Here is a 23,043-nt window from a genome sequence, read left to right as displayed (position 1 = left end):
ATCAGGCGAGGCCGAGCTCGTCGAGCGAGTACGCGTTGACGTACGGAAGCCCCGCCTCCGCGATCTTGGGGGCGGCACCGCGCTCCACGATGACGGCGACGGCGACGACCTCGCCGCCGGCCTCCCTGACCGCCTCGACGGCCGTCAGCGGGGAGCCGCCGGTGGTCGACACGTCCTCGACGACGAGGCAGCGCCGGCCCTTCACGTCCGTGCCCTCGATCCGGCGCTGCATACCGTGTGCCTTGCCCGCCTTGCGGACGACATACGCGTCGAGCCGCTTACCGCGCGCGGCCGAGGCGTGCAGCATCGACGTCGCGACCGGGTCGGCGCCCAGCGTCAGACCGCCCACGCAGTCGTAGTCGAGGTCGGCGGTGGCGTCGAGCATCACCTGACCGACCATCGGCGCGGCCTCGCCGTCCAGCGTGATCCGGCGCAGGTCGATGTACCAGTCGGCCTCGATGCCCGAGGAAAGGGTCACCTTGCCGTGCACCACGGCCTTGTCCTTGATCTGCTGAAGCAGCTCAGCACGTACGTCAGTCATGCCCAAGAGCTTAAAGCCGCCGCCGGACTCACAGCCGCCGCCAGCTCCAGGTCGTCGTGATCTCGAGCGGATCGATCGGGGTGACGAACCGCGGATCGGTGTTGAGGCCGTTCGGCGGGCCCGACTGCGGCTCCACACACACCGCCTCCGGCTGCTCGTCGTAGACCACGACCCACTCCGCCGGGCTCTTGACCGCCAGCTCCAGCTCACCCGGCCAGGTCAGGGTCACGTCGACCCCGTCGGGCATACCGAAGCAGTCGTCCCAGGGGCCCGGCAGCGGCGTGATGCGCTTGCCCGTCGGCAGATGATCCTCCCCGCGTTCCTCCTGCCACTCGGGGGCGAAGTCGAGCCGCACGTCCTCGCCGCCGTTCCCCAGGTTGCGCAGGAACCAGGGGTGCCAGCCCGCCTGGGCGGGGAACGACGTCCCGTACGTCTCCACGCCCATCCGGATGGTGAGGGAGTCGTCCGTCAACGCGAACGTCTGCGTGACGCGCCCGGCGTACGGCCACGGGTCCGCCAGGTCGTAGTAGAAGGCGGCCTCGTCGCCGGACTCCCGCGCGGTACGCCAGACGGTGTCGCGGCCGGTGCCGTGGATGGCGTGCGGCGGCGCGTTGAGCGGCAGCCTGTGCTGCACACCGCCGTTGCCGAACTCCCCGTCACGCGTGCGCCCGCACCACGGCACCATGGGGAACGAGCCGTACGACTCACCCTGGCGCAGCAGTTCGATGCCGCCTGTGCGCAGGCTCCCGACGCGGCAGCCGATCGTAGGATCCACGGTCAACTCGACGTCACCGGCGGCCAGCCGGATGCTCTTTTCGCTACTCACACCCCGACATTACGGCGTGTCACCTACGGCGACGCAGCGCCCTGCCGACCACGACCGCCGATGCCAGCGCGAGAGCCGCCGCCGGTGCCAGCCACCGCAGCGTCGCACCGGCGGAGCCCGCCTCGGGCGCGGGCACCGGCGCGTAACGCCCGCGCGGCGGGGCGTGGTCGACCTCCTCGGCACTGCGGCCGATCATGGTCCGCCGCGCGTGGGCGGCCTCGGTGGGCACGGCGCCGGGCAGGCCGGAGAGTTCGTCGAGGTCCTCGATGCCGTCGACCGCCTCCACACCGTCCGGGTCGTCGTCCAGATCGTCGAACTGGTCGTCGGCGTCGGGACCGAGCGAGGGGAGCGGCACGGGCGTCTCGAATACGGACCCGCCGGCGGTGTCGGCGTCGGAGGCGTCGGACGCATCAGCGGAAGCGTCGGCGTCGGCGTCGGCGTCGGACGCATCAGCGGGGGCGTCGGCGTCGGCCTCTTTCTTGGTGTCGGCTGCGTCCGGGGCCGCGGGCGCGGCGGGGGCTTCGCCGCCGCGCCGGTCCGTCGCTGCGTCCACGGCCTCGTCGGCGGGCCGGTCCGTACCCACGTCCCGGTCGTCGTCGTCGGCGGGCCGGTCCGTACCCACGTCCCGGTCGTCGTCGGCGGCCGGACCCTCCGGGCCGTTCCCGTCACCCCCGTCGCCGCCGTCACCCGGCGTGCCGGCGGCGGCCGCATCCGCCTGCGCGGTGGCGGCCGGACCCGTTTCCTTCGTGTCTGCGGCACCGTGCACGGACCGCGGTTCCTCGAACGCGGCCGCGGCCAGCGCCTCCGCGAAACGGTCGAGCAGCCGTTGGGCGGCCGACGTCTTGGCGCCGACCGCGAGCTCGGCCAGGCGGCCCTCCGCGTGCGACGAGCCCGTGAACGTCACCGTCGTTCCGCCGTCCGTCGGCGCCGGGCGGATCGTCAGCGCCAGCTTCACCGAACCGCCGCCGCGGACCTCCGCTCCCTCGCCCTCGACCGCGAAGGCGCCGCCCCGCTCGTCGCCCTGCTCCTTGATGCGCAGGGCACCGCGGTAGGTGATGGTGTGCCCGGCGACCCTGACCTTGAGCCGCCCGGCGAGGGGGCCGGCCGACTCGTCCGCGTCCTGCTGGAGCCCTGGAACGCAGCGGGCCACCCGGGCGTGGTCCCTCAGCGCCTGTCGGAGGGTCTCAGCCGGTACCGGAACGAACACCTCATGCTCCATGGGAGCCGAGCCTACTCAGCACGGCCCGCCGCGTCTGCCTTTCGGCACGCGCCCGGCGCGTGCGGTTCGTCCGGCGCCCTGGACGGCCCTCTGCGTCGCCCGGACCGGGTCATGGCGTGTAGCGCGGGTGGACGAGGGTCGACGGGGCCAGGCCCGGAAGCCGGGTGCGTTCGGCGGCAGCCGCGTCCCGGGCGAGCGTGTCCTGCGTGTCGGAGCGCAGCGGCGGCGTGTCCGGGCCGAGCCCGAGCCGCGGGGTGCGGCCCACGGCGGCGAGCAGCAGCCCCCAGTCGGTGGACCGGGCGGCGGCGGCCCTGAACCGCTCGGGGCCGCCCGCCGCACCCGCCTCGGCACACCGCACCCGGTACGCCACGGTCCCGTATCCGGCGGCGCGCAGGGTGGCGTCGACCGTCCAGTACGTACGGGGCCGTGCGGTGGGCCCGGCGTGGACAACGAACCGTCCGCCGTCCGCCAGGGCGCGCCGGGCGAGCCCGTAGAACTCCAGGGAGTACAGCTTGGTGCCGGCGCTGATGCCCGGGTCGGGCAGGTCGGAGACGATCACGTCGTAGGGCGTCTCGTCGTGCTCACGCAGCCAGGTGAAGGCGTCCGCCGTGACGACCCGCACCCGGGGGTCGTCGTAGACGTGGTCGTTCAGCGCGGTGAGACCCGGATCGCTGCGCGCCAACCTGATCACCCCGGGGTCGAATTCGACGATCGTCAGGGCGCCGACGTCCGCGTGGCGCAGCACCTCGCGGGCCGCGAGCCCGTCACCGCCCCCGAGGATCAGGACGCGTTCGTGCGGCCCGTTCATGGCGGGGTGGACCAGGGCCTCGATGAAGCGGTGCTCGTCATGGCCCCGGACCTTCAGCCGCCCGTTCAGAAAGAGGTCCGGCGGCCGGGACGGTGCTCCGGTGAGCACCACCTCCTGGACGCCGGTGCGCACCGCGACGCGTACCTCCGGCCCGTAGACCGCCCGGCGTGTGGCCGCCTCGAAGTCGTCGGCCATCACCATGGCGCCCGCCAGCAGCGCCAGCACCAGCGCGTTGACCAGGAGCAGCCGGGCCCGCCAGCGCGGTGTGAGCTCGCCGCGGAACAGCCACAGCACGACCGCCCCGCCGGCCACGGTGTTGAGCGCGCCGGTCACCAGCGCTCCCGTGAGCTCGCCCAGCCACGGCAGCAGCAGGAACGGGAAGGCCAGCCCGCCTACGAGCGCCCCCACGTAGTCGGCGGCGAACAGGTCGGCGACAGTGCCTTCCGCGTCGCGCCGTGAGATGCGCTGGATCAGCGACATCAGCAGCGGTATCTCCGCACCGATCAGCACCCCGATGGTCAGACTGAAGCACACCAGGACGGCGCTGGAATCTCCGAACCAGGCGAACGAGGCGTACAGCACCATGGCCGACAGTCCGCCGATCAGGGCCAGTGCCGCTTCCAGCAGTCCGAAGGCGACGGCCGCGCGGCAGCGCAGCCGCTTGGCGAGGAGTGATCCAACGCCCATCGCGAAGACCATCAGCGACAGGACGACGGATGCCTGGGTGACCGAGTCGCCGATCAAGTATGTGGCAAGCGCGACGAGTTCGAGTTCGTAGACCAGGCCGCAGGCGGCGCAGACGAAGACGGCGGCCAGCACGAGACGGCGGCCGGTGTCGGGGCGCACGGGCAGCACCGTGCCCTGAGGCGACGGTGAGGTCTGCGGCCGGTCGATCATCCGGCAAACGCTACGTCACACACCGCGCACTTTCCGTAACCCACGCGCGCCAACTACGGTACGGACGGCTCCCGATGGCGCTTGGGACGGCGCCGGGACGGCACACCCTGCGCCCCCTGGGGCATCACACCCACACGCGTACGGGTGACCACGAGCCGGCCCTCCTGCGGATACGCGTGCCAGGTGCGCCAACGGACCTGACCCTCGTCACTCTGCACCACCATCGCCGTGAACGCGTACGGGGAGCCGGGGAACGTGCCGGCGAGACCGCGCGGATGGTCGGCGACCAGAGCCAGCAACTCCTGGGCCCGGCCGGCGAAGGAGCGCTGCGAGAGCGTCTCGACGCGCGCGGCGAACTCGTACTCCCATGCGCCGAGCCGCTTGGCCACGCCCAGTGGCAGGGGGGTACTGCTGCCGGGGATGCAGGCGACGGTCTCCGAACACGCGCCCCGCCCCCCCTCGAGCAGCACCTGGTGGGACGCGCCCAGGAGACGCAACTGCACCTTCGCTTCCGACAGTTGCAGGTCGAGGACGGCCAGGGCCGGCAGTGGTTCCCGCCCCAGGGCCCAGGCCAGGTCGTCGGCACGGGTGTCGGTATAGGCGGTATCGATGGTCGTGAGCATGTCGGCTCCGCAAACGCGCTTCGGCGGGGTGGACGCGTGGACCCGGGCGCTCCGGGCATGGAACGCCGGCATATGGGGGTGGCCTGCTCCGGTCCACGTAAGGTCCGATGGCTGAATGTATCCAACAGGTTCCGACAGCGAGAGAATCACGAACTGGGCAACACCTACAGCGTTTTTACCCAACTGGACGTGGTTTCCATCCCCTCGGGGGCAGTGCGGTTCAACTGTTCAACGGAGTGCTGAACCCCGAAGTCAACCCATCTGCCAGACAATCTGCCAACGGACGTGCGCCCGTGGGACATTGGGCCTTCTGCCCGCATCCGCCGGGCGCATTCACCGGGCCGGCTGCCGCGTGTCAGCTGCCTCCGCCGCATCCGCCCCCGCCGCCACCGCCACCGCCACCGCAGGACGAGCTGCTGCCGCAGGACGACGCGCCCCCGCACGACGATCCGCCGGCGCCGCCGCCCGGGGCCCACCAGCTGCCGCTGTACCCGGCCACCCCGCCCCGCCGCCGCCTGCCCCTGGCCATCGACACCGCGAAGACCACGCCGACCAGTGCGAGCACGATCCCGAGAACCGCCAGCGTTTCCATCGTCCTTCTCCTTCCCCCGAGGGGGACATCTCCCGGGCCGATGGCCCTTGGGGAGGGACCCCCGTGACGCTCCGTGACCGCTTTCCGTGACCACGGGACGCCCTTTCCGTGTGGCAATGGGATGCCCTCCGCCGCGCGGAGCCAAAGCAGACTTGAGCAACTCCAGAGGTTCCGCGCAGGACGGCCCCCATGGCGACGGACTGGACGGCACGCGACGAGCGCCCACGACCGCTGCTCAACCGCAGACTGGCGGAGTTCGGCACCACGATCTTCGCCGAGATGTCGGCGCTGGCCCTGCGCACCGGCTCGATCAACCTCGGCCAGGGCTTCCCCGACACCGACGGGCCCGAGGAGGTCAGGGAAGCGGCGGTACGGGCGCTGCGGGACGGGCGCGGCAACCAGTACCCGCCCGGCCCCGGCGTCCCGGAGCTGCGGCACGCCGTCGCGGAGCACCAGCGTCGCTTCCACGGCCTCGTCCACGACCCCGACACCGAGGTCCTCGTCACGGCGGGCGCCACGGAGGCGATCGAGGGCCGCCCTGCTGGCCCTCGTGGAGCCGGGCGACGAGGTGATCGCCCTGGAGCCGTACTACGACTCGTGCGCGGCGTGCATCGCGATGGCGGGCGGTGTGCGGGTGCCGGTGACGCTGCGCCCCCACGAGCAGGGCTTTTGCCTCGACCTCGACGAGCTGCGCGCCGCCGTCATGGGCCGCACCCGGCTGCTCCTGATCAACACCCCGCACAACCCCACCGGCACGGTCCTGACCCGCGGGGAACTCTCCCGGATCGCCGAGCTGGCCGTGGAACGGGACCTCCTGGTGGTCACCGACGAGGTCTACGAGCACCTGGCCCTCGACGGCGAGCACGTGCCGCTGGCATCGTTTCCAGGGATGCGGGAGCGCACGGTCATCATCTCGAGCGCCGGAAAGACGTTCTCTTTCACCGGCTGGAAGGTCGGCTGGGTCAATCCCCATTCGCCAACCTATTGGGCACTGGCCGCGTGAACGTCTGGTCGGGCATCGGCAAGGATGGTCCCGAAGGATCGACGGATACCCGAGGTGAGGACGGTGGAGACATGGGCGGCAGGCCGCTGCTGAACCGCAGGCTGGACGGGCTCGGGACGACGATCTTCGCGGAGATGTCGGCGCTCGCGACCGCGACGGGCGCGATCAACCTGGGCCAGGGCTTCCCGGACACGGACGGGCCGGAGTCAGTACGGGAAGCGGCCGTACGAGCGCTACGGGACGGGCGCGGCAACCAGTACCCGCCGGGACCCGGCATCCCGGAGTTGCGCCAGGCGATCGCCGACCACCAGCGACGTTTCTACGACCTGAGCCTCGACCCCGACACGGAGGTCCTGGTCACCACGGGCGCGACGGAGGCGATCGCGGCGACCATGCTCGCGTTGCTGGAGCCCGGTGACGAGGTGATCGCCTTCGAGCCTTTCTACGACTCCTACGCGGCCTGCATCGCGATGGCCGGCGCGAAGCGCGTACCGCTCACCCTGCGAGCCCCGTCCTTCCGCCCGGACCTGGACGAGCTGCGGGCCAAGATCACCCCGCGGACTCGCCTCCTTCTCCTCAACACCCCCCACAACCCGACCGGGATGGTCCTCACCGCCGAAGAGCAGAGCGCCATCGCCGCACTCGCCGTCGAACACGACCTGCTCGTGGTCACCGACGAGGTGTACGAGCACCTGGTCTACGAAGGCACGCACCGCCCCATCGCGGCCCTGCCGGGCATGCGTGAGCGCACCGTCTCCATCTCCTCCGCCGGCAAGACCTTCTCCTTCACCGGTTGGAAGGTTGGCTGGGTCATGGCGGACGGCCCGCTCGTCTCCGCCGTCCGGACGGCCAAGCAGTACCTGACTTACGTCAGTGCGGGCCCCTTCCAGTACGCGATCGCCGAAGCACTGCGCCTGCCTGACGCGTACTTCGACGGCTTCCGCGCCGACCTCCGCCGCAAGCGCGACCTGCTCGGCGACGGCCTGCGCGCGGCCGGGTTCGAGGTCTACCAGCCCCAGGGCACGTACTTCATCACCACCGACATCACCCCCTTCGGCGAGAAGGACGCCTACGCCTTCTGCCGCGCCCTCCCCGAGCGCTGCGGCGTCGTTGCCATCCCCAACTCCGTCTTCTACGACGACCCCGACGCCGGCCGCAGCCAGGTCCGCTTCACCTTCTGCAAGAGGGACGACGTTCTCGACGAGGCTGCCAGTCGGCTGCGACACCTGGCGTCCTGAACTCACGCCCTCTTCGTCCCGAATGAGGTTCGGGTGTGATCGGCTTCGACTGGGGGCCGCACGGCGCACGGCTGCCGTTCCTGCCGCGCGTCCGCTACGGGCGCGTGGTCCTCTCCCCCAGTCGCTGGAACCTGACCGCCCACGACCTTCCAAGCCGCGGCGCGGACATGCGGGAGTGGGCCGACGCCCTGGGCCGGTGGCGGAAGCGGTGGCACTGCCACGGTGCCGTCGAGCTGCGGGAGGACGACCGGACCCGGCGGCTCCAACTCGACGTGCCCGCCCACGCCACCGTCCTCCGCGCTCACCTGGACCGGGAAGCCCATGCCGCTCTCACGGAAGCGCCGGCCGAGGAGAGCTACGGCTGGATCGGCGGCCACGTCCACGAGATCGCCCTGCCGATGACCAGCACCCGCCCGCCGATACCGGACCCGCTTTCCGGCTTCCTCCCCGTACTCACCAACGGCACCCTCGGACCCGTACCGGGGGCGGTGCAGGCACCCTGGCTGAATGCCAAGATCTACAGCCACCCCGAACAGTTCGAGGAGCTGATCGGCACTCACCTCGCGCGGCTCGTGGCCCAACTCCCGGGCACACCCGAGTGGTGGTTCGTCCGCTACCGCGCCCCGCGCGATCTCGACCACCTGCGCCTGCGCATCCGCACGCGCAGCCCCGGACAGTACGCCGCCTGCACTGAGCTCGTCGCCGGATGGGCCACCGGGCTGCGCCGCGAGGGGCTCAGCAGCAAGCTCGTGTTCGACACGTACACCCCCGAGATCGGCCGTTACGGCCCAGGCACGGCCCTGCGCTGTGCCGAGGCGGTGTTCACGGCCGACTCGGCCTACGCCCTCGCCGCCCTGCAGGGCCCCGGAGTCGACGGCGCCGACGGACGCGCGCTGGCCGCCGTCGGCATGGTGGACACCGCCTGCGGCTTACTCGGCCCCGACGAGGGCATGCGGTGGCTGGCGAACCGGCCCGCGCCTCCGGCTCGCGTCGGGCGAGGCGTCAGCGACCAGGCCATCGAATTCGTTCGCCGGCCCACGCCCCAGGCCCGCGGCTGGGGCGAAGCGCTCGCCCAGGCTTGGCACCGCCGCGCCGTGGCCCTGGCGCTGTATCGCGAGCGCCTCGCCGAGGGCATGGACCTCAACTCCGTCCTGGAATCCTTGCTGCACATACATCACAACCGTCTGCGCGGCGTGGACCGGGAGGACGAGGGGATCTGCCGCCGCCTTGCCCGTCAGTCCGCCGTCGCACGGGCCGCCTGGCCGGGGGAGAGCCGCTGATGAACTACGACGCGCCGCCCACACCCACCTGGCCCGGCTGGGGGCAGTCGCTGTACTCCGGTGCGGCGGGGGTCGCCCTGCTGCACGCCGTCAGGGCCCACTACATCACAACCGTCTGCGCGGCGTGGACCGGGAGGACGAGGGGATCTGCCGCCGCCTTGCCCGTCAGTCCGCCGTCGCACGGGCCGCCTGGCCGGGGGAGAGCCGCTGATGAACTACGACGCGCCGCCCACACCCACCTGGCCCGGCTGGGGGCAGTCGCTGTACTCCGGTGCGGCGGGGGTCGCCCTGCTGCACGCCGTCAGGGCCCACATCGGCGAAGACGACAGGGACGCGCTCCGGCCGTGGGCCGCCGCCATGGTCAAGGGCCCGATCCAGGCCGCTTCCGAGGCATGCGGTCTGTACGAGGGCGCCCCGGCCGTCGCGTACGTCCTCAGCTTCATGCGCACGAACACCGCCACACGCGCCCTGGCGACCCTGGACACACACCTCGCCGACGTCACAGGCCAACGACTCAAGCGGGCACACGCCCGCATCGATCGCGGCGCGTTGCCCACCCTGGGCGAGTACGACCTCATCAGCGGACTGACCGGGCTGGGCGTGTACCACCTGCACCGCGGCCACAAGACGGAACTTCAGGACGTCCTCGCCTACCTGGTGCGGCTGACAGAACCGGTCATCATCGAGGCGCAACATCTGCCCGGCTGGTGGACCAGCGACAGCCCCGATCTGCGGCCGTCGCCGCGATGGCCCGGCGGACACGGCAACTTCGGCCTCGCCCACGGCGTCGCCGGACCGCTGGCGCTGCTGTCCGCGGCACTGCGCCACGGCCACACGGTGCCGGGACAGACGAAAGCCATCACCCGGATCTGCGACTGGCTCGACCAGTGGCGCAACGGCACCGGCTCGTGTGCCTCGTGGCCGGACCTGATCACCCGAGCCGAACACCGACGCGGCGAGCTCCAGCGCCCAGGACCGAGACGCCCGTCCTGGTGCTACGGCACCCCCGGCATCGCCCGCGCCCAGCAACTCGCCGGCCTCGCCCTCGGCGACCGTGACCGGCAACGCCAAGCCGAGCAGGCCCTCACCGGATGCCTGGCCGACGACCAGCAGCTCGACCAACTCACTGACGCATCCCTCTGCCACGGCTGGGCGGGGCTCATACAGACCGTCTCCCGTGCCGCCGCCGACGCCACCGACAACGAACTCGCGTCGCACCTACCCCGCCTGAACGCCAGGCTCAACAAGCACTTGGACCACCACGGACTGCCGGACGGCGCCGGCCTGATGGACGGCACGGCAGGCATCCACCTGGTCCGTCTCACCGACCCCGTCAGCACGGCGGCCAACGCCTCCTGGGACCGCTGCCTGCTCCTGACGGGATGAAGCCGCGACCCGCACCCGCGCACCAGAACGAATAAGTACGATCTGCCCCTGCCGTACGCACGGCCGGGCACCTTCCGGAAGGACGCGATGAACACCACCACTGGCGCCTCCCCCGAGGACCTGCGCAACCGCCTGGTCGACGCCATCTTGAAGGAGGACATCTCCGGCCTCCGTGACGCACGCGTCGAAACCGCCATGCGGACCGTCCCCCGCCATGCCTTCCTCCCCGACGCGCCCCTCGAGGAGGCGTACGCCAACAAGAGCGTGACGATCAAGGAGAACCCCGACGAGGACGCACTCCCGCTGAGCTGCGCCTCCCAGCCCGACGTCGTGCACTTCATGCTGGTCCAGCTCGCGGTCCGCGAAGGCGAGAACGTCTTCGAGATCGGGGCCGGCACCGGCTACAACGCCGCCCTCCTCAAGCACCTCACCGGGAAGTCCGGACAGGTCACCACATGCGACATCGACCCCGACGTGACCGCCTACACCCGCCGGATGCTCGACGCGAACGGATACGAAGACGTTCGCGTGGTCACGAGGGATGGCGCACTCGGCGCCCCGGAGTTCAGCCCCTACGACCGAATGATCGCCACGGTCGGTATGTGGGACCTCCCCGGTGCCTGGTGGGACCAGCTCGCCGTCGGCGGACGCCTCGTGGTCCCACTGCGATGGCGCGGGCTCTCCAGGGCCGTGGCCTTCCAACGCGAGGAGAGGCGGATGCGGTCCGACTCCGTCAAGATGTGCGGCTTCCTCCCGGTGATCGGCCAGGACGGGGAGCGGAACGACTACATCGACGACGACCGGCTCGTCAGGCTCTACTGGGACGAGGACCAGTCCATCGCCTTGGACCTCCTGCGCGACGTCCTCACCCAACCGAAATCGGTCGCTTGGACCGATGTGACGGTCGGACCCGTCGAGTCGTTCGACGGCGTCTGGCTACGGCTGAGCGCCACGGAGCGAGCGACCTGCCGCATCACCGTCAAGCCCGAAGCGATGGAGGCAGGTCTCCACCCCCCCCCGCCTCGCCCGCCCTGAGCCCCGCCCTCGTCGAGGGGGACTCCATCGCGTACCTCACTCTGGAGCGGACCGCCGAAGACCCGGGGGCACAACCCCGGTTCCGGTTGGGAGCCGTCGGCTACGGCCCGGCCGGCGCCGATCTCGCTGAGCGAATCTGCGCGCAGATCCGCGCCTGGAGCCCGGCCCGGACCGCCGAACCCGTGGTCACGGCCTACCCCGTGGACACACCGGACGGCGACCTCGCCGACGGGGCCTTGATCGACCGGCCCTCCGTGCGGCTCGTCATCGCCTATTGATCCTGACGCAGGTGGGCGTAGCCGTTGGCAGGTGCGGCCGCGCCCACCGAAACGAGAACAGTGCTGCGTCGGAGCACGGTGGTCACCCCTGCGCGAGGTTCGCCTCACAGTCGGTGCACCGCCGTACGGCCCGTCGCCTCGGATTGCCCGCGGTGGCGTTCGCCGGAGAAGCATCGCTCAACCGCTCCCAGAGCCCAGGCTGGGGATTCGGGATCCACCCCCACCGCGGGGGCCGTACGTCGTCCTCCGTCATGTGGTCGCACCAGCCGGGCCTGTGCGCGCACTGCGACGGGGAGATCAGGACCGTGTCATCCGGGTGAGTACGCCACTTTCTCTTCACGAACGTGCCTACGGAACGCGTGGGCGCCGACGCCGATGAGCCCGGCGGACACTCGCATCCGAGCCCGAGGACGATCTTGCCGCCGCACTCGTCGCAGCGCTCTACTTCCACTGGCCTCGTACCACCCTCACGCGGTGCCGGAGTCGACCTGGTAGACGATCTTCCTCCACGAACTGGTCAATCGGCTCGGGGCCTACTCGGCATCGCAGGTCGTGGCTCGGATCCAGTCGGTTCGGCAGACCTCGTGCCGGTACTCTCGCTCTTCTCGCCCGCCTCAATGGAGGCGTGGCGCCGCCGTTGCAGCTCATCGCGTTCAGCGTCCGGGATCGTCATCGACTCGGCAAGCACGGCGGCGAGCGCGTCCACTTGAGTGTTGTCTATGTCAGCGTGGAAGAGCCACCGGATGTTCTCTTCGCGCGTGATGAGGTCGATCGCCAAGCGCGCGCTTCTGTCCTGTGTGGTCGTTGCTCGGACGTATCGCACCTGGTCGATCAGGATAACTTGACGGATCTCGGCTTGCTCGAGGAATGCGTTCGTCTTGGCCGTGATGATGCGGCGATCCGTGACGGCGACCAGTGTCTTTGCCGCAGCCTTGTCCCTCGCTGCCGCCAACTTCTCCTTCGCTCCGCCAACGATCGCGGAAATGGGGCCGAGGGCATCGAGCTGGTCGGGGAAGCCGAGGACACGTAGGGCCTCACCGTCCTCGAGAAGCCATCGCAGAATGCGAAGGTACGGCTCTGAATCCAGCGATTCGGGTGCGCAGACAACGCCCGGAGCCTCGAGCGGAGGGGCCGGCGGATGGAGAGTATCGGCAAGAGGCTCGATCGCCTCCAGAAGCCGGGCGGAGACTTCGCGGGCTGCCTTCACGTCCTTCCGCTTCCCCGGCAGCGGCCATGCGTCGGGTCCGGGGAGCTCGGCGGTGATCCGCAGCTCCCGCGCCAGCGCGTCGACGAGGCTCGTCGACTCGGCGAGAGCGGAGTCGAACTCCGCGCGGGTGTCGCGCGCGATGACCTCGGCGTATTGCGCCTCGGCGGCGTCTTCGCGTCCAGCGGCTCTCGCCCTCGCGGCGCGGAGCGCGTGATACCCGGTCCATGCCTTGAGGGAGGACAGGAGGGCGTAGGCGTCGAAGGCGATCGCCTCGGCGTTCGTCTGCAGATACTCGCGGTGGCTGCGTGCGTCGGCCCGACCGATCTGCCTGACGTGGTCGCGGACGTTCCCCTGGTAGAGCTCAAGCTGCTTCTGCAGCAGCGCTCCACTGCCCGCGACGTCCTCCCACAAGGACGTCGGGACCGACTCGATCTCTCGCGCCTGATCGACCGCGCGATCGATGGCGGCGACGAGCCCTGTCAGTTCGGCCCACTGATCCTTGCGGATGGTGGTGAGGACCTGACTTGTCACCGCGAGGTTGGTCCTGACGAGGCCCGAGACTTCACTCAGCATCATCTGAAGGGCGACCATGGCCAGCGCCGGCCCGATCGAGGCCGCGGTCTGCGCCTTGCTCACCGCATTCACGGGGTAGAAGCGGGCCGCATGCAGGATGCGGCCAGGAACCATCACTGTTCCGAGGTTCGCGCCGTCCTTGACGGCGAGCGTCGCGCCGCTGTTCAGCAGGGTCTGTGCCGTGTCGCCGATCCTGTAGAGCCCCTGCACGCCGGCGAACGCGTTTCCGAGATTGCCGACCACGGTCGCCGCGTTCCCGATCGAGGCGAGGATCGCTGAGATCTGCTTGCGGTCGGCAGCCGGCACTATCCCGAAGTCGATCAGATCGGGCTTCAGCTCCGGCGGGACCTCACCGGCGACGACGGCCACCCCTGGGAGCACCTCCACCAGGACCGTCGACGTCGTCGTCGCGTCGATGTCCGAGTCGGACGTCGGATCGTCCACAACAGGTGAGTCGGCGGTATCGCTCCGGCCGTTCTCCTCAGGCTCGGCGATCTCCATCGAGTCCGAAGGGTCCTGCATGCGATCTCCTCCCCGCGGGCGCGCGCAACGGCCGGACGTCGTCGGCGTCGACTGCCGGAGTCTACGGCTCAACGCCTTGCGGGCAGCCCGAATCCACCGAGTTGATTCCGGACTGGCTGGTGCCAGGCATGGGTGCACCTGGCGGCGCAGAACCGCTCCCCGCGCTGCTTGTCGGCCACTCCAAGCAGGGGTACCAGAAGCCGAAACAGTGCTGGGGGCATGACGAGCGGCGTCGTTCACGGATCGCGCGGCGGGCGCTGAGGGCGGGGCGCGGTGCTTGGGTCGGGAGGCGTGTCCTGGGGGTTTTCCGGGGCGGGCAGGTGGGTGCTGCGGAAGCGCCGTACAAGGGCGTCGCTGATCGCGGCGGCTGGGCGTAGGGGTGATCAGCGTCGCCGTGTCTGGGGTTCCTGCGGGCGCGGAGCGGTGGGTGCGCTGCGGCGTGGTGCGCGTTGGCTGCTTGGGCTCGTGGGCCGGGCGCGTGGCGTTCGCCGAGGCGGCGGATGCGCCAGGTCAGTGCTCGTGCGGGGCTGTGGGCGAATCGGAGTCAGCCACAGACGGCAGAGAGCTGAAAGCCACACCCGGACCCCCTGGGTGAGCCCTACGAATGGCTCGCTCATCCCGAACAACAAGGCAGGGAGAGCTGACCGGACTCGAGCGGATCGAGCACAGCCTCTGTCGGCCTCAGCGTCGCGCAGCGGTCAGCGCGTCGGCTCCTCATCCTCGACGCTGTGATCCGACTTTGGTCGCGGACCTGCGTAGTCGCTTGGCCAGCGCCTTGTCCCGAGCCCTCAGAAGTCGCCCCGCCGCATCCAGAACGGCCCCGGTGGCGGGGTGGTCGCAGCGCCACAGGTCGTCGGCGGCCTGCTCCAGGAGCGGCAGTACCGAGTCCTCCTCCTGTTCCAGGAACATGGCGAGTGCCTCGTCCGCCACGCCGAGCGGGCCCCACAGATGGTCCACGAGCCCCCACAGCCGGAGTTCCGGACCGTGTCCCTCGGGGATCTCACCACGGTCGGCCAGCGCGATCGCCGCGGTCTCGGCGCAGCCGGGGACACCCGAAACCGCGGCTTTGCGCAGGACCGCGAGCGCTCTGGCTTCGTCGAGTTCCGCGAGCACCGGCGCGGCGGCAAGGCGGCGGAGGGCCGCGTCGGCCTCCAACCCGGCGCAGGCGTCGATGAGCTGGACAGCGGCCGGGCCCTGGCCCCGATGGCTGATCCACCCGGCGATCTCGGCATGGGCGGCGTCCTGGTCGTAGTCGAGCAGGGCGTCGAGCAGCGTCAGGGCGTCGGCGTCGGCCAGTTCGCCGATGAGCGGGGCGTGGAATCCCTCGGCGAGCAGGTACTCGCGCAGCCCGTGGCGTCCAAGTGGGGTGAGCCTGAACCGTGTCCCGGCCGGCGGGGTGCCGTCACTGTCCTCGGTGCCCGCCTCGATGCCGAGGATGCCGAGGACGATGTGATCGCGCTGTCGGCTCGTCTGCGGGCCGCTCTCGACTTCCGCCGCCTGGTACTCGGCAAGGGCAGAGGCCGCCCGGTCGAGGATCTGCAGGAGAAACAGCTCGACCAGTCGTGCCTGCTGCTTCGGAAGGCCCTCGCGAAGGGCGCCGACGAGCAGCGCGCTGTCCAGCCATTCACCGTCGGGAACCTCGTACAGTGCCCGCAGCACCACCGCTGCCAGGCCGGCGCCGTCCTCGTCCTCCATGCCCAGCCCGCTCAGCAGCACCGGGGGCAGCCCGAGGTTCCCGAGGTCGTTCAGGTTGTCGAGTTCGTCCTCGAGCGCATGGCACCAGAGGTCCAGTACTCCCTCGTCTCCCACGGTGGCGGGCAGGCCGGTACCGGGGTGGGCGATGCCTTTGCCGATCTCCACCAGGTCCGCGTACACGGCGAGCTGCCAGGGGCCGTCCAGGCAGGACAGGTCACCGGAGCTGCGCAGGCGGGTCAGCCGCTTGTCGCGCTCCTCGGGCCGGAGTTCGCTCAGCTCGTCGTCCTGGGTCCAGAGTTCGAGTTCCTGGACGGCCTGGCGGCCCAGTGCGGGCTTGAGCACGTCCCGGGACGTAACGGCTCGTCCGCCCTGGCACCAGTGGGCCAGGCGGAGCGCGGAGGCGATCAGCGGCACCTGCCGGGCGGCAGCGGCGAGTTCCGCGCGCGGTGCCAGGGAGACGGGTCGCACCGGGGAATCCATGTCCCGGTCATCGCCGTCCTCGTCGTCGTGGACCTCGCCACAGGAACAGCGCCGCCCACCGGGGGCGGTTTCGGCCGGGCCTGATCCCGGGGTGGCCGTGGGCGGCTGTGGGTCCAGGCCGGCCAGTTCCCGGTCCAGGGCGTCGCGGTCGAAGCGGGCGGGGTCGAAGCCCTGCTCGCGCAGGGTTTCCACCAGGTCGGTCCACGGCTCGGGGGCCGGTGCGCCTCGGTCCGCGACGGCGTCGAGTACGGCTTGCAGCCCCCAGGCTCCCCCGATGTCCTCGGCACAGGGCATGGCGCGGCGGCCCCCGGTACAGCTGACGCGTCGGTCGGGGGTGGACGCGGGAAGGATCTTCTCCAGCGTGATCCGGTGCCGCCAGTCGTCGCCGAAGTCGTAGGTGTAATCGAGCCGGCCGCCTTCGTAGGGCAGCACCTCCGCCACGGTCACGGACTCCTCGTCGGCATCGTGGAAAGGATCGCGGTCCACCGGTGCGTCGAGGTCGACGAATTGGCGCCCGGAGTCAGGTTCGGTGAACGAATGCAGGTGCGAGTCGTCCCAGCCGAAGCACACCTGGACGATGTCGTGCAGGCAGCCGAGCGAGGTGTCGGCGGGCAGAGTGACCCGGCGCCAGACCGGCGGGCTGGTGTCTCGCAGGGCGATCTTCAACTGGTACGTGGGCACGGGCTCGGCGGTCACGGCAAAAAGTTCCCTCAAGGCGGAGGTGGATTCCGACACCGGTGACGGGCTGCGATCGCGAAGGGGTCGCGCCGGTCACTGGCAGGTGCCGGCGACATCTTTCCGCACTGCGCCGAGTGGGCGAAACACTTCTGGCAGTCGCTGTCCGTCTGCGCGGATAGCCTTGACCTGCCGAGGGCACGTGGGCTACCACCCGCGCCCTCCCGAACAGTTGCGGAAGCCAGGCCAGGAGTGGACGTGAGGGCGAAGGTCTATCCGTCGGCGGAGCCCGAGTCGGCGACTCCGGACCGGGAACGGATGTTTGCCGGGTTGCCGGAGCTCGCCCTGGGCGAGGCGGTGTTCCTTCCCGCGGATCCCCCTCGGACGGGACGGATGGCGTTCTGGGCGCCTGGGAGCGAGCCACCGAACCTCGGGATGGAACCCGAGGAACTCACCGTGGTCCGCCCGCACGGTTCGTCCGTGCGCCGGGCGCGGGTGGCCGCCGTATCGCTCTCCGTGGAGCAGGCGCTGCCGCTGCTGACCCGCTGCCGGGCACTCGGTGCGGACGGCAGCGGGCGGGCATCGGCCGGTACCGCGTTCTGGGGCACAGCGGCCCTGCTGGGACTGCGTCTCCTCGCCCGTGGCCGGATACTGCCCGGGGTGTCACCCGAAGGATTCGACGCCTGGCGGGTCGGCCCGCTGGACACCGAGGACCACGAGCGGCTGGCCACCCTTGCCGCCGCCATGCCTCCTCAGGCCCGCGCGGTCGCGGTCCCTGGAGTCTCCCCCCTCGCGCTTCCGGCGGCCGAGCCACTGCTGCGGGCCTTCCTGGATGCCATGGCCGATTCCCTCGCCCGCCCTCCCTCCGCCCGCCAGGTGACCGGCGGACCGGCGTTCGCGGTACGCGCCCCGCAGTCCGTGCCCGAGCAGCGGGGGTGGGCGGCGGAGGTCGCTGCCGGCCGCGACGCGGGTCTGGCTGTCTCGCTGCGGCTGGAACTGAACCGCGCGGACTCCTTCCGGGCCGTGGTCCAGTTGCGCAGTCTGGCCGATCCCACGGTTCTCGTCGACGCCGCGGACCTGTGGTCCGGCAGGGCCACCGCCCCCGAACTGTTCGGCCCACGGGCCCAGGTGGACACCCTGCTGACGCTGCGCCGGGCCGCCCGCGCCTGGCCCCCGGCCGGACGGCTGCTGGACTCCGCCGCCCCGGCCGGCCTGGAGCTGTCCGACGAGGAGGCCCAGGCGCTGCTGGGCGACGCGGCGGAAAGCCTTGCCGCCGCCGGCGTCGCCGTGCACTGGCCCAAGGAGCTGGTACACGAGCTGACGGCCTCCGGCGTCCTGGAACCCGTACGCCGACAGGGAACGCAGTCTGCGGCCGAGTCGTTCCTGTCCTCCGGCGGCCTGCTGGACTTCCGCTGGCGGGTCGCGCTCGGAGACCGGGAGCTCACCGAGGAGGAGCTGGAGCGGCTGGTCCAGGCACACCGGCCGATCGTGCGGCTGCGCGACCAGTGGGTGGTCGTGGACCCGGATCTGGTCCGCCGGCTGCGCCGGGCCGCGCAGTCCAGGACGGCCCCGCTCACCCCGATCGACGCCCTGGGCGCCGCGCTCACCGGCAGCGTGGAGGTGGACGGCGAACAGGTGGCGGTCACCGCGAGCGGCGTACTGGAGGAGCTGCGCTCCCGGATCGCCGACCCCGAGGCTCGCGCCGCGCGCGAGCCCCAGGGGCCGCCGAAAGCCCTGGCCGCAACCCTGCGCGACTACCAGCTGCGCGGCCTGAACTGGCTGCACCGGATGACCTCGCTCGGCCTGGGCGGCTGCCTCGCCGACGACATGGGCCTGGGCAAGACCGTGACCCTGATCGCTCTCCACCTGCGTCGCCAGGAGCGGAAGACCACCGCCGGCCCGACCCTGGTGGTCTGCCCCGCCTCGCTGCTCGGCAACTGGGAGCGCGAGATCCGGCGCTTCGCACCCGCCACCCCGGTGCGCCGCTTCCACGGCCCCGGTCGTGACCTGGCCGGCCTCGACGGCGGAGCGGACGGCGGCTTCGTCCTGACCACCTACGGGACCATGCGCCGCGACACCGAACGCCTCACCGAGCAGCCCTGGGGCCTGCTCGTCGCCGACGAGGCCCAGCACGTCAAGAACCCGCACGCGCTCACCGCCCAGGCCCTGCGCCGGATCCCCTCCCGGGGAAGGGTCGCGTTGACCGGCACCCCGGTCGAGAACAACCTGTCCGAACTGTGGTCACTGCTCGACTGGACCACCCCCGGCCTGCTCGGCACGCTCACCTCCTTCCGTGACCGCTACGCCACGGCCGTCGAGGGCGACCGCGACGAACAGGCCGCCCGGCAGCTGGCCGCCCTGGTCCGCCCCTTCCTGCTGCGCCGGCGCAAGTCCGACCCCGGCATCGCGCCCGAACTGCCGCCCAAGACCGAGACCGACCAGCCGGTGTCCCTGACGAAGGAACAGGTCTCACTGTACGAGGCGCTGGTACGCGAGCTCATGGCCGAGATCGAGGAGAGGCAGGGCATCACCCGGCGCGGCCTGGTGATGAAGCTCCTCACCGGCCTGAAGCAGATCTGCAACCACCCCGCGCAGTTCCTGAAGGAACCCGCGGACGTCAAGCTCCCGGGCCGCTCGGGGAAATTGGAACTCCTGGACGAACTCCTGGACACCGTCCTGGCCGAGGACGGGTCGGCCCTGGTCTTCACCCAGTACGTGGCCATGGGCGCGCTGATCGAACGCCACCTGGCCGACCGCGGCGTGGACACCCTGTTCCTGCACGGAGGCACCACGGTCAAACGCCGCGAGGAGATGGTCGACGCCTTCCAGACCGGCGAGAAGAAGGTGTTCCTGCTGTCCCTCAAGGCCGCCGGGACCGGTCTGAACCTGACCCGGGCCGGACACGTCATCCACTACGACCGCTGGTGGAACCCGGCCGTGGAGGACCAGGCCACCGACCGCGCCTACCGGATCGGACAGACCCAGCCGGTTCAGGTGCACAAGCTGATCGCCGAGGGCACCGTGGAGGACCGGGTCGCCGAGATGCTCCGCCAGAAGCGGGAACTGGCCGACTCGGTGCTCGGCTCTGGCGAGGCGGCCTTCAGCGAACTGAGCGACAGCGAACTGGCCGAACTGGTCACACTGCGAAGGACGGGACGATGACCGGGCGTAGCCGGCCGGGCGAGTCGGCTGCCCGTACCTTCGACGCACTCCCGCCGGCCAAGGGCAGCCGCGCGCCCTTCGCCGCCTCCTGGTGGGGCCGCGCATGGCTGCGTTCCCTGGAGGAGTCCTCCTTGGACTCCGGCCGCCTGTCGCGAGGCCGGACCTACGCGCGCGGCGGCGCGGTCGGACCGGTCACCGTCGCCCCCGGCTCGGCTGCCGCCCCGGTGCAGGGCAGCCGCCGCACCCCGGGGTCGGACCGGTCACCGTCGCCCCCGGCTCGGCTGCCGCCCCGGTGCAGGGCAGCCGCCGCACCCCGTACCGTTCCACGGTCCAGGTCGAACAGCTGACGGACCAGCAGTGGGACCGGCTGCTCGACATGATCGCCGAGCGGGCCGCCAACATCGCCGCACTGCTGGACGGCGAGATGCCCGCCGGGCTCGCCGACGACGCGGCAGCCGCCGGTGTCCCGCTGCTGCCCGGCCCACGGGACCTCGACCCCGAGTGCGGCTGCCCCGACTGGGGCTACCCCTGCAAACACGCCGCGGCCCTCTGTTACCAGGTCGCCCGGCTTCTGGACCGCGACCCCTTCGTGCTGCTGCTCCTGCGGGGGCGCGGCGAGCAGGAGCTGATGGACGAGCTCGGCCGCCGCAACACCGCCCGCGCCTCCGCCGAAGCCGCGGTGTCTGCGACAACGGCACGAGCGGATCCGGGCGGGTCCCCGGCGCGGACCGGCGATCCCGCAGGACCCGCCTTCGCCTCACGCACCGACCTGCCGACCCTGCCTGCCCCGCCGCCGCTGCCGGAACGGGCCGGCCGCGGCCCCGCGCTGGTGGACTCGGCCGTCCCGGAGCCAGGCGTGGACCCGGCCGCACTCGAACTGCTCGCCGCGGACGCCGCGATGCGTGCGCACCATCTGCTCGCCGGAGCCCTCGGCGCGCGGCATGCCGACACGGCTCCGCCCGTCCCGCTCACCGAATGGCAGGACGCCGTCCGCTTCGCCGCCGCTCACCACACCCTGGAGGACTTCGCCCAGATCGCTTCGAACTGCGGCCGCACCCCCCGCGAACTCGCCGCCGCCACCCGCGCCTGGCGGCACGGCGGCGTCGCATCCCTGGACGTGCTGGAAAACCCTTGGACCCCACCCGCCTCCCGTCTGGAGCGCGACCGCGAGGCGCTGCGAGCGGACTGGGCCGACGGCAGAACGCCCCGGCTCCGCTCCTGGCGCAACCGCTGGACCGTCGAGGGCCGCGACGCCCAACTGCGCCTGGGCCGGGACGGTCTGTGGTACCCGTACACCAAGGGCCAGGGCACCTGGTGGCCGGCCGGACCGCCTGACGCCGACCCCGCCGTCGTCCTGACCGCTCTCCTCGAAGCATGATGCCCGGGGTGCCCCTGCGATCCACCGATTCCGTCCCCGACCGCGTGGTGCGTTCGGTCGCGCGGCGCGGATGCGCGGATCCGGTCGGCGACGGCGGACCCCGGTGAGCCCGGTGCGCCACATACGAATGAGTGTGTGAACGAGGAGTGGCCTGGGTGACCGGTACCGCAGAACTCGTGACCGCCGTCCGCTCCACGAAGCAGTTCCTGACGTACGTCGGCGCGGGACCGTTCCAGTACGCGATCGCCGAATCGGACGGCTTCGCCTTCTGCCGCGCGCCGCGGTGTGGTCGCCATCCCGAACGCGGTCTTCTTCGACCACCGTGAGGAGGGTGCGCCGTTCGTTCGGTTCGCGTTCTCAAGAAGGCGGACGTTCTGCGCGCGGCGGTGGCCCGCCTGAAGTCCCTGGCGTCCGGAGCGGGAGCGGCACCGGGAGACGAAGCGGCCCGGTCGGCCCGCGATCACCAGGATCGGGAGCCGGCCGGGCCGTGAGAACCGCACCGACGCGTCAGGCGTCGTCGGCGGGCTTCTCCTCCTCCTTGACGGCCAGGCCGAACTGCTCCGCGAGCCACTTGTCGAACTCGATCGACGCGCGCACCCAGCTGACCGTGGACGACACGAAGTGCTCGAGGCTCACGCCCGTGCCGATCAGCATCTGGGCCTCGCCGATGAGGCGGATCGTCGGCAGCTCCGCACCCTCCTCCTCGTGCAGGTGCGTGTAGACCTTCGGCCACAGCGTGCGGCGGTTCCAGTCGTCGATCGCGTCGAGGATCTTGGCCTTCTCGGTGACCGCGTGGGGACGGTCGTAGAACGTCCGCACCGAGAACACCTGCTGCTCGTTCTCGCCACGGAACATGAAGTACGTGCGGAAGTCCTCCCACGGCGCCGCGAGGTCACCCTCGTCGTCGACGACGTACTTCAGCTCCATCTGGTCGAGGAGCTGCTTGACGAGATCCTGGTCGGGAACGACGGGGCCCGCCGGTCCTGCGGCCTGGGGCTTGGGCTGGCCCCCGAAATTCGGAATCGAGGACGGATCGATGGTCACCGTGTATTTCCCTTCGTACGGATGCCGCCATCCTCTCCCATCCCCGGCGGGGGGTGGCAAGCCCCGCCGCCCGCGATCCGCTGCGGGCTGACAAGATCCCGGCGTGAAATGACACGGGGCGGGACGGGACGAACGGGCCGTCCGGGGTAGGCGGGCATCCCGCACCGGACAGACGGTCGGAAGCAGACCGGCACGCCCGCACCGGACCGGCGGTCGGGCACGCCCGCACCACGGACCGGCATCCCGCACCGGACCGGCGGTCGGAAGCGGAGGGCGGGAAACCCGCGCCGACCGGCGACGCCATCGCGTCCGCGACCGCCGACCGTCCCCGCGCGGACCCCCGCCCCGCCGGGCGGAGCGGCCGCGGTCGACGCGACGGCGACGGCGCGCCGGCGGCGGCGACGGTGACGGTGACGTACGAGGACGGGCGAGGCCGGGCGAGGCCGCCGACACCACCCTCGTCCGTCTCGCCGCCTGCACGGTCCGAGCGACAGGCCCGGGGCCGGGGGGGGGCGCCCCCCGCCCCGGGCCGGGAGACTACCGACCCACGCCGCCCCACATACCAGCTCACCTACGGGCCC

General features: G+C 71.5%; 17 protein-coding genes and 2 pseudogenes. 9 read left to right on the top strand and 10 right to left on the bottom strand.

Annotated features, from left to right (window positions below; genetic code table 11):
• Position 1: 1 nt before the first annotated feature.
• The 6 genes from pyrE to AB0903_RS26910 all read right to left on the bottom strand — a co-directional run bounded on the left by pyrE (position 2) and on the right by AB0903_RS26910 (position 5,506).
• A complete protein-coding gene (gene pyrE / locus AB0903_RS26935; protein WP_356899387.1) occupies positions 2 to 541 on the bottom strand; it encodes an orotate phosphoribosyltransferase in 540 nt (179 codons plus the stop codon).
• 28 nt (positions 542 to 569) lie between these two features.
• Entirely contained in the window at positions 570 to 1,367 is a 798-nt protein-coding gene (locus tag AB0903_RS26930; protein WP_366707069.1) for an aldose 1-epimerase, read from the bottom strand.
• A 19-nt stretch (positions 1,368 to 1,386) separates the two neighbouring features.
• Positions 1,387 to 2,586 (bottom strand): SRPBCC domain-containing protein, encoded by a 1,200-nt coding sequence (locus tag AB0903_RS26925; protein WP_366707067.1) that lies wholly within the window; start codon positions 2,584 to 2,586, stop codon positions 1,387 to 1,389.
• A 109-nt stretch (positions 2,587 to 2,695) separates the two neighbouring features.
• Positions 2,696 to 4,291 (bottom strand): polyamine aminopropyltransferase, encoded by a 1,596-nt coding sequence (locus AB0903_RS26920; RefSeq protein WP_366707065.1) that lies wholly within the window; start codon positions 4,289 to 4,291, stop codon positions 2,696 to 2,698.
• Between the two features lie 53 nt (positions 4,292 to 4,344).
• On the bottom strand, positions 4,345 to 4,914 hold the full coding sequence (locus AB0903_RS26915) for a DUF2617 family protein (protein WP_366707063.1): 570 nt from the start codon (positions 4,912 to 4,914) through the stop codon (positions 4,345 to 4,347).
• Between the two features lie 355 nt (positions 4,915 to 5,269).
• Complete coding sequence (locus tag AB0903_RS26910; RefSeq protein ID WP_366707061.1) at positions 5,270 to 5,506, bottom strand: hypothetical protein; 237 nt, start codon at positions 5,504 to 5,506, stop codon at positions 5,270 to 5,272.
• A 189-nt stretch (positions 5,507 to 5,695) separates the two neighbouring features.
• Between AB0903_RS26910 and AB0903_RS26905 the strand changes: the two are divergent.
• The 6 genes and pseudogenes from AB0903_RS26905 to AB0903_RS26880 form a co-directional block, all read left to right on the top strand.
• Positions 5,696 to 6,470, top strand: a pseudogene (locus AB0903_RS26905) (aminotransferase class I/II-fold pyridoxal phosphate-dependent enzyme); the annotation flags it as partial.
• A 110-nt stretch (positions 6,471 to 6,580) separates the two neighbouring features.
• Positions 6,581 to 7,747, top strand: coding sequence for a pyridoxal phosphate-dependent aminotransferase (locus AB0903_RS26900; RefSeq protein ID WP_366707059.1), 1,167 nt, complete (start codon positions 6,581 to 6,583; stop codon positions 7,745 to 7,747).
• A 35-nt stretch (positions 7,748 to 7,782) separates the two neighbouring features.
• The gene (locus AB0903_RS26895) at positions 7,783 to 9,027 is read left to right on the top strand and encodes a thiopeptide-type bacteriocin biosynthesis protein (RefSeq protein WP_366707057.1); all 1,245 of its coding nucleotides are present in this window, start codon (positions 7,783 to 7,785) and stop codon (positions 9,025 to 9,027) included.
• Between the two features lie 210 nt (positions 9,028 to 9,237).
• Positions 9,238 to 10,413, top strand: a complete 1,176-nt coding sequence (locus tag AB0903_RS26890) for a lanthionine synthetase C family protein (RefSeq protein WP_366707055.1) — start codon at positions 9,238 to 9,240, stop codon at positions 10,411 to 10,413.
• Between the two features lie 87 nt (positions 10,414 to 10,500).
• Complete coding sequence (fxlM, locus tag AB0903_RS26885) at positions 10,501 to 11,448, top strand: methyltransferase, FxLD system (protein ID WP_366707053.1); 948 nt, start codon at positions 10,501 to 10,503, stop codon at positions 11,446 to 11,448.
• 86 nt (positions 11,449 to 11,534) lie between these two features.
• Complete coding sequence (locus AB0903_RS26880) at positions 11,535 to 11,726, top strand: hypothetical protein (protein ID WP_366707051.1); 192 nt, start codon at positions 11,535 to 11,537, stop codon at positions 11,724 to 11,726.
• Between the two features lie 517 nt (positions 11,727 to 12,243).
• Here the strand turns inward: AB0903_RS26880 and AB0903_RS26875 are convergent.
• The 3 genes from AB0903_RS26875 to AB0903_RS26865 all read right to left on the bottom strand — a co-directional run bounded on the left by AB0903_RS26875 (position 12,244) and on the right by AB0903_RS26865 (position 16,899).
• Positions 12,244 to 14,028, bottom strand: a complete 1,785-nt coding sequence (locus tag AB0903_RS26875) for a hypothetical protein (protein WP_366707049.1) — start codon at positions 14,026 to 14,028, stop codon at positions 12,244 to 12,246.
• A 68-nt stretch (positions 14,029 to 14,096) separates the two neighbouring features.
• Positions 14,097 to 14,249, bottom strand: a complete 153-nt coding sequence (locus tag AB0903_RS26870; RefSeq protein WP_366707047.1) for a DUF5958 family protein — start codon at positions 14,247 to 14,249, stop codon at positions 14,097 to 14,099.
• A 493-nt stretch (positions 14,250 to 14,742) separates the two neighbouring features.
• The gene (locus tag AB0903_RS26865; protein ID WP_366707045.1) at positions 14,743 to 16,899 is read right to left on the bottom strand and encodes a plasmid pRiA4b ORF-3 family protein; all 2,157 of its coding nucleotides are present in this window, start codon (positions 16,897 to 16,899) and stop codon (positions 14,743 to 14,745) included.
• Between the two features lie 297 nt (positions 16,900 to 17,196).
• Between AB0903_RS26865 and AB0903_RS26860 the strand changes: the two genes are divergently transcribed.
• The 3 genes and pseudogenes from AB0903_RS26860 to AB0903_RS26850 form a co-directional block, all read left to right on the top strand.
• Complete coding sequence (locus AB0903_RS26860) at positions 17,197 to 20,040, top strand: DEAD/DEAH box helicase (protein ID WP_366707126.1); 2,844 nt, start codon at positions 17,197 to 17,199, stop codon at positions 20,038 to 20,040.
• Between the two features lie 103 nt (positions 20,041 to 20,143).
• Positions 20,144 to 21,418, top strand: a complete 1,275-nt coding sequence (locus AB0903_RS26855) for an SWIM zinc finger family protein (RefSeq protein ID WP_366707043.1) — start codon at positions 20,144 to 20,146, stop codon at positions 21,416 to 21,418.
• A 146-nt stretch (positions 21,419 to 21,564) separates the two neighbouring features.
• Positions 21,565 to 21,909: pseudogene (locus AB0903_RS26850) on the top strand (hypothetical protein); the annotation flags it as partial.
• A gap of 16 nt (positions 21,910 to 21,925) precedes the next feature.
• On the opposite strand, the gene AB0903_RS26845 reads toward AB0903_RS26850, so the two are convergent.
• A complete protein-coding gene (locus AB0903_RS26845; RefSeq protein ID WP_366707041.1) occupies positions 21,926 to 22,462 on the bottom strand; it encodes a YbjN domain-containing protein in 537 nt (178 codons plus the stop codon).
• Between the last annotated feature and the right edge of the window lie 581 nt (positions 22,463 to 23,043).

Source organism: Streptomyces sp. NPDC048389 (genome assembly GCF_040706335.1).
GTDB lineage: Bacteria > Actinomycetota > Actinomycetes > Streptomycetales > Streptomycetaceae > Streptomyces.
The sequence above is the reverse complement of the archived record's forward strand: the minus strand, read 5'-3'. Positions and strand labels throughout refer to the sequence as shown.

Coding starts and splice junctions, on each gene's coding strand:
- pyrE (WP_356899387.1), bottom strand. CDS start 541: ATGACTGACGTACGTGCTGAGCTGCTTCAGCAGATCAAGGACAAGGCC.
- AB0903_RS26925 (WP_366707067.1), bottom strand. CDS start 2,586: ATGGAGCATGAGGTGTTCGTTCCGGTACCGGCTGAGACCCTCCGACAG.
- AB0903_RS26920 (WP_366707065.1), bottom strand. CDS start 4,291: ATGATCGACCGGCCGCAGACCTCACCGTCGCCTCAGGGCACGGTGCTG.
- AB0903_RS26915 (WP_366707063.1), bottom strand. CDS start 4,914: ATGCTCACGACCATCGATACCGCCTATACCGACACCCGTGCCGACGAC.
- AB0903_RS26910 (WP_366707061.1), bottom strand. CDS start 5,506: ATGGAAACGCTGGCGGTTCTCGGGATCGTGCTCGCACTGGTCGGCGTG.
- AB0903_RS26900 (WP_366707059.1), top strand. CDS start 6,581: ATGGGCGGCAGGCCGCTGCTGAACCGCAGGCTGGACGGGCTCGGGACG.
- AB0903_RS26890 (WP_366707055.1), top strand. CDS start 9,238: ATGAACTACGACGCGCCGCCCACACCCACCTGGCCCGGCTGGGGGCAG.
- fxlM (WP_366707053.1), top strand. CDS start 10,501: ATGAACACCACCACTGGCGCCTCCCCCGAGGACCTGCGCAACCGCCTG.
- AB0903_RS26875 (WP_366707049.1), bottom strand. CDS start 14,028: ATGCAGGACCCTTCGGACTCGATGGAGATCGCCGAGCCTGAGGAGAAC.
- AB0903_RS26870 (WP_366707047.1), bottom strand. CDS start 14,249: ATGCCCCCAGCACTGTTTCGGCTTCTGGTACCCCTGCTTGGAGTGGCC.
- AB0903_RS26860 (WP_366707126.1), top strand. CDS start 17,197: ATGTTTGCCGGGTTGCCGGAGCTCGCCCTGGGCGAGGCGGTGTTCCTT.
- AB0903_RS26855 (WP_366707043.1), top strand. CDS start 20,144: ATGGCTGCGTTCCCTGGAGGAGTCCTCCTTGGACTCCGGCCGCCTGTC.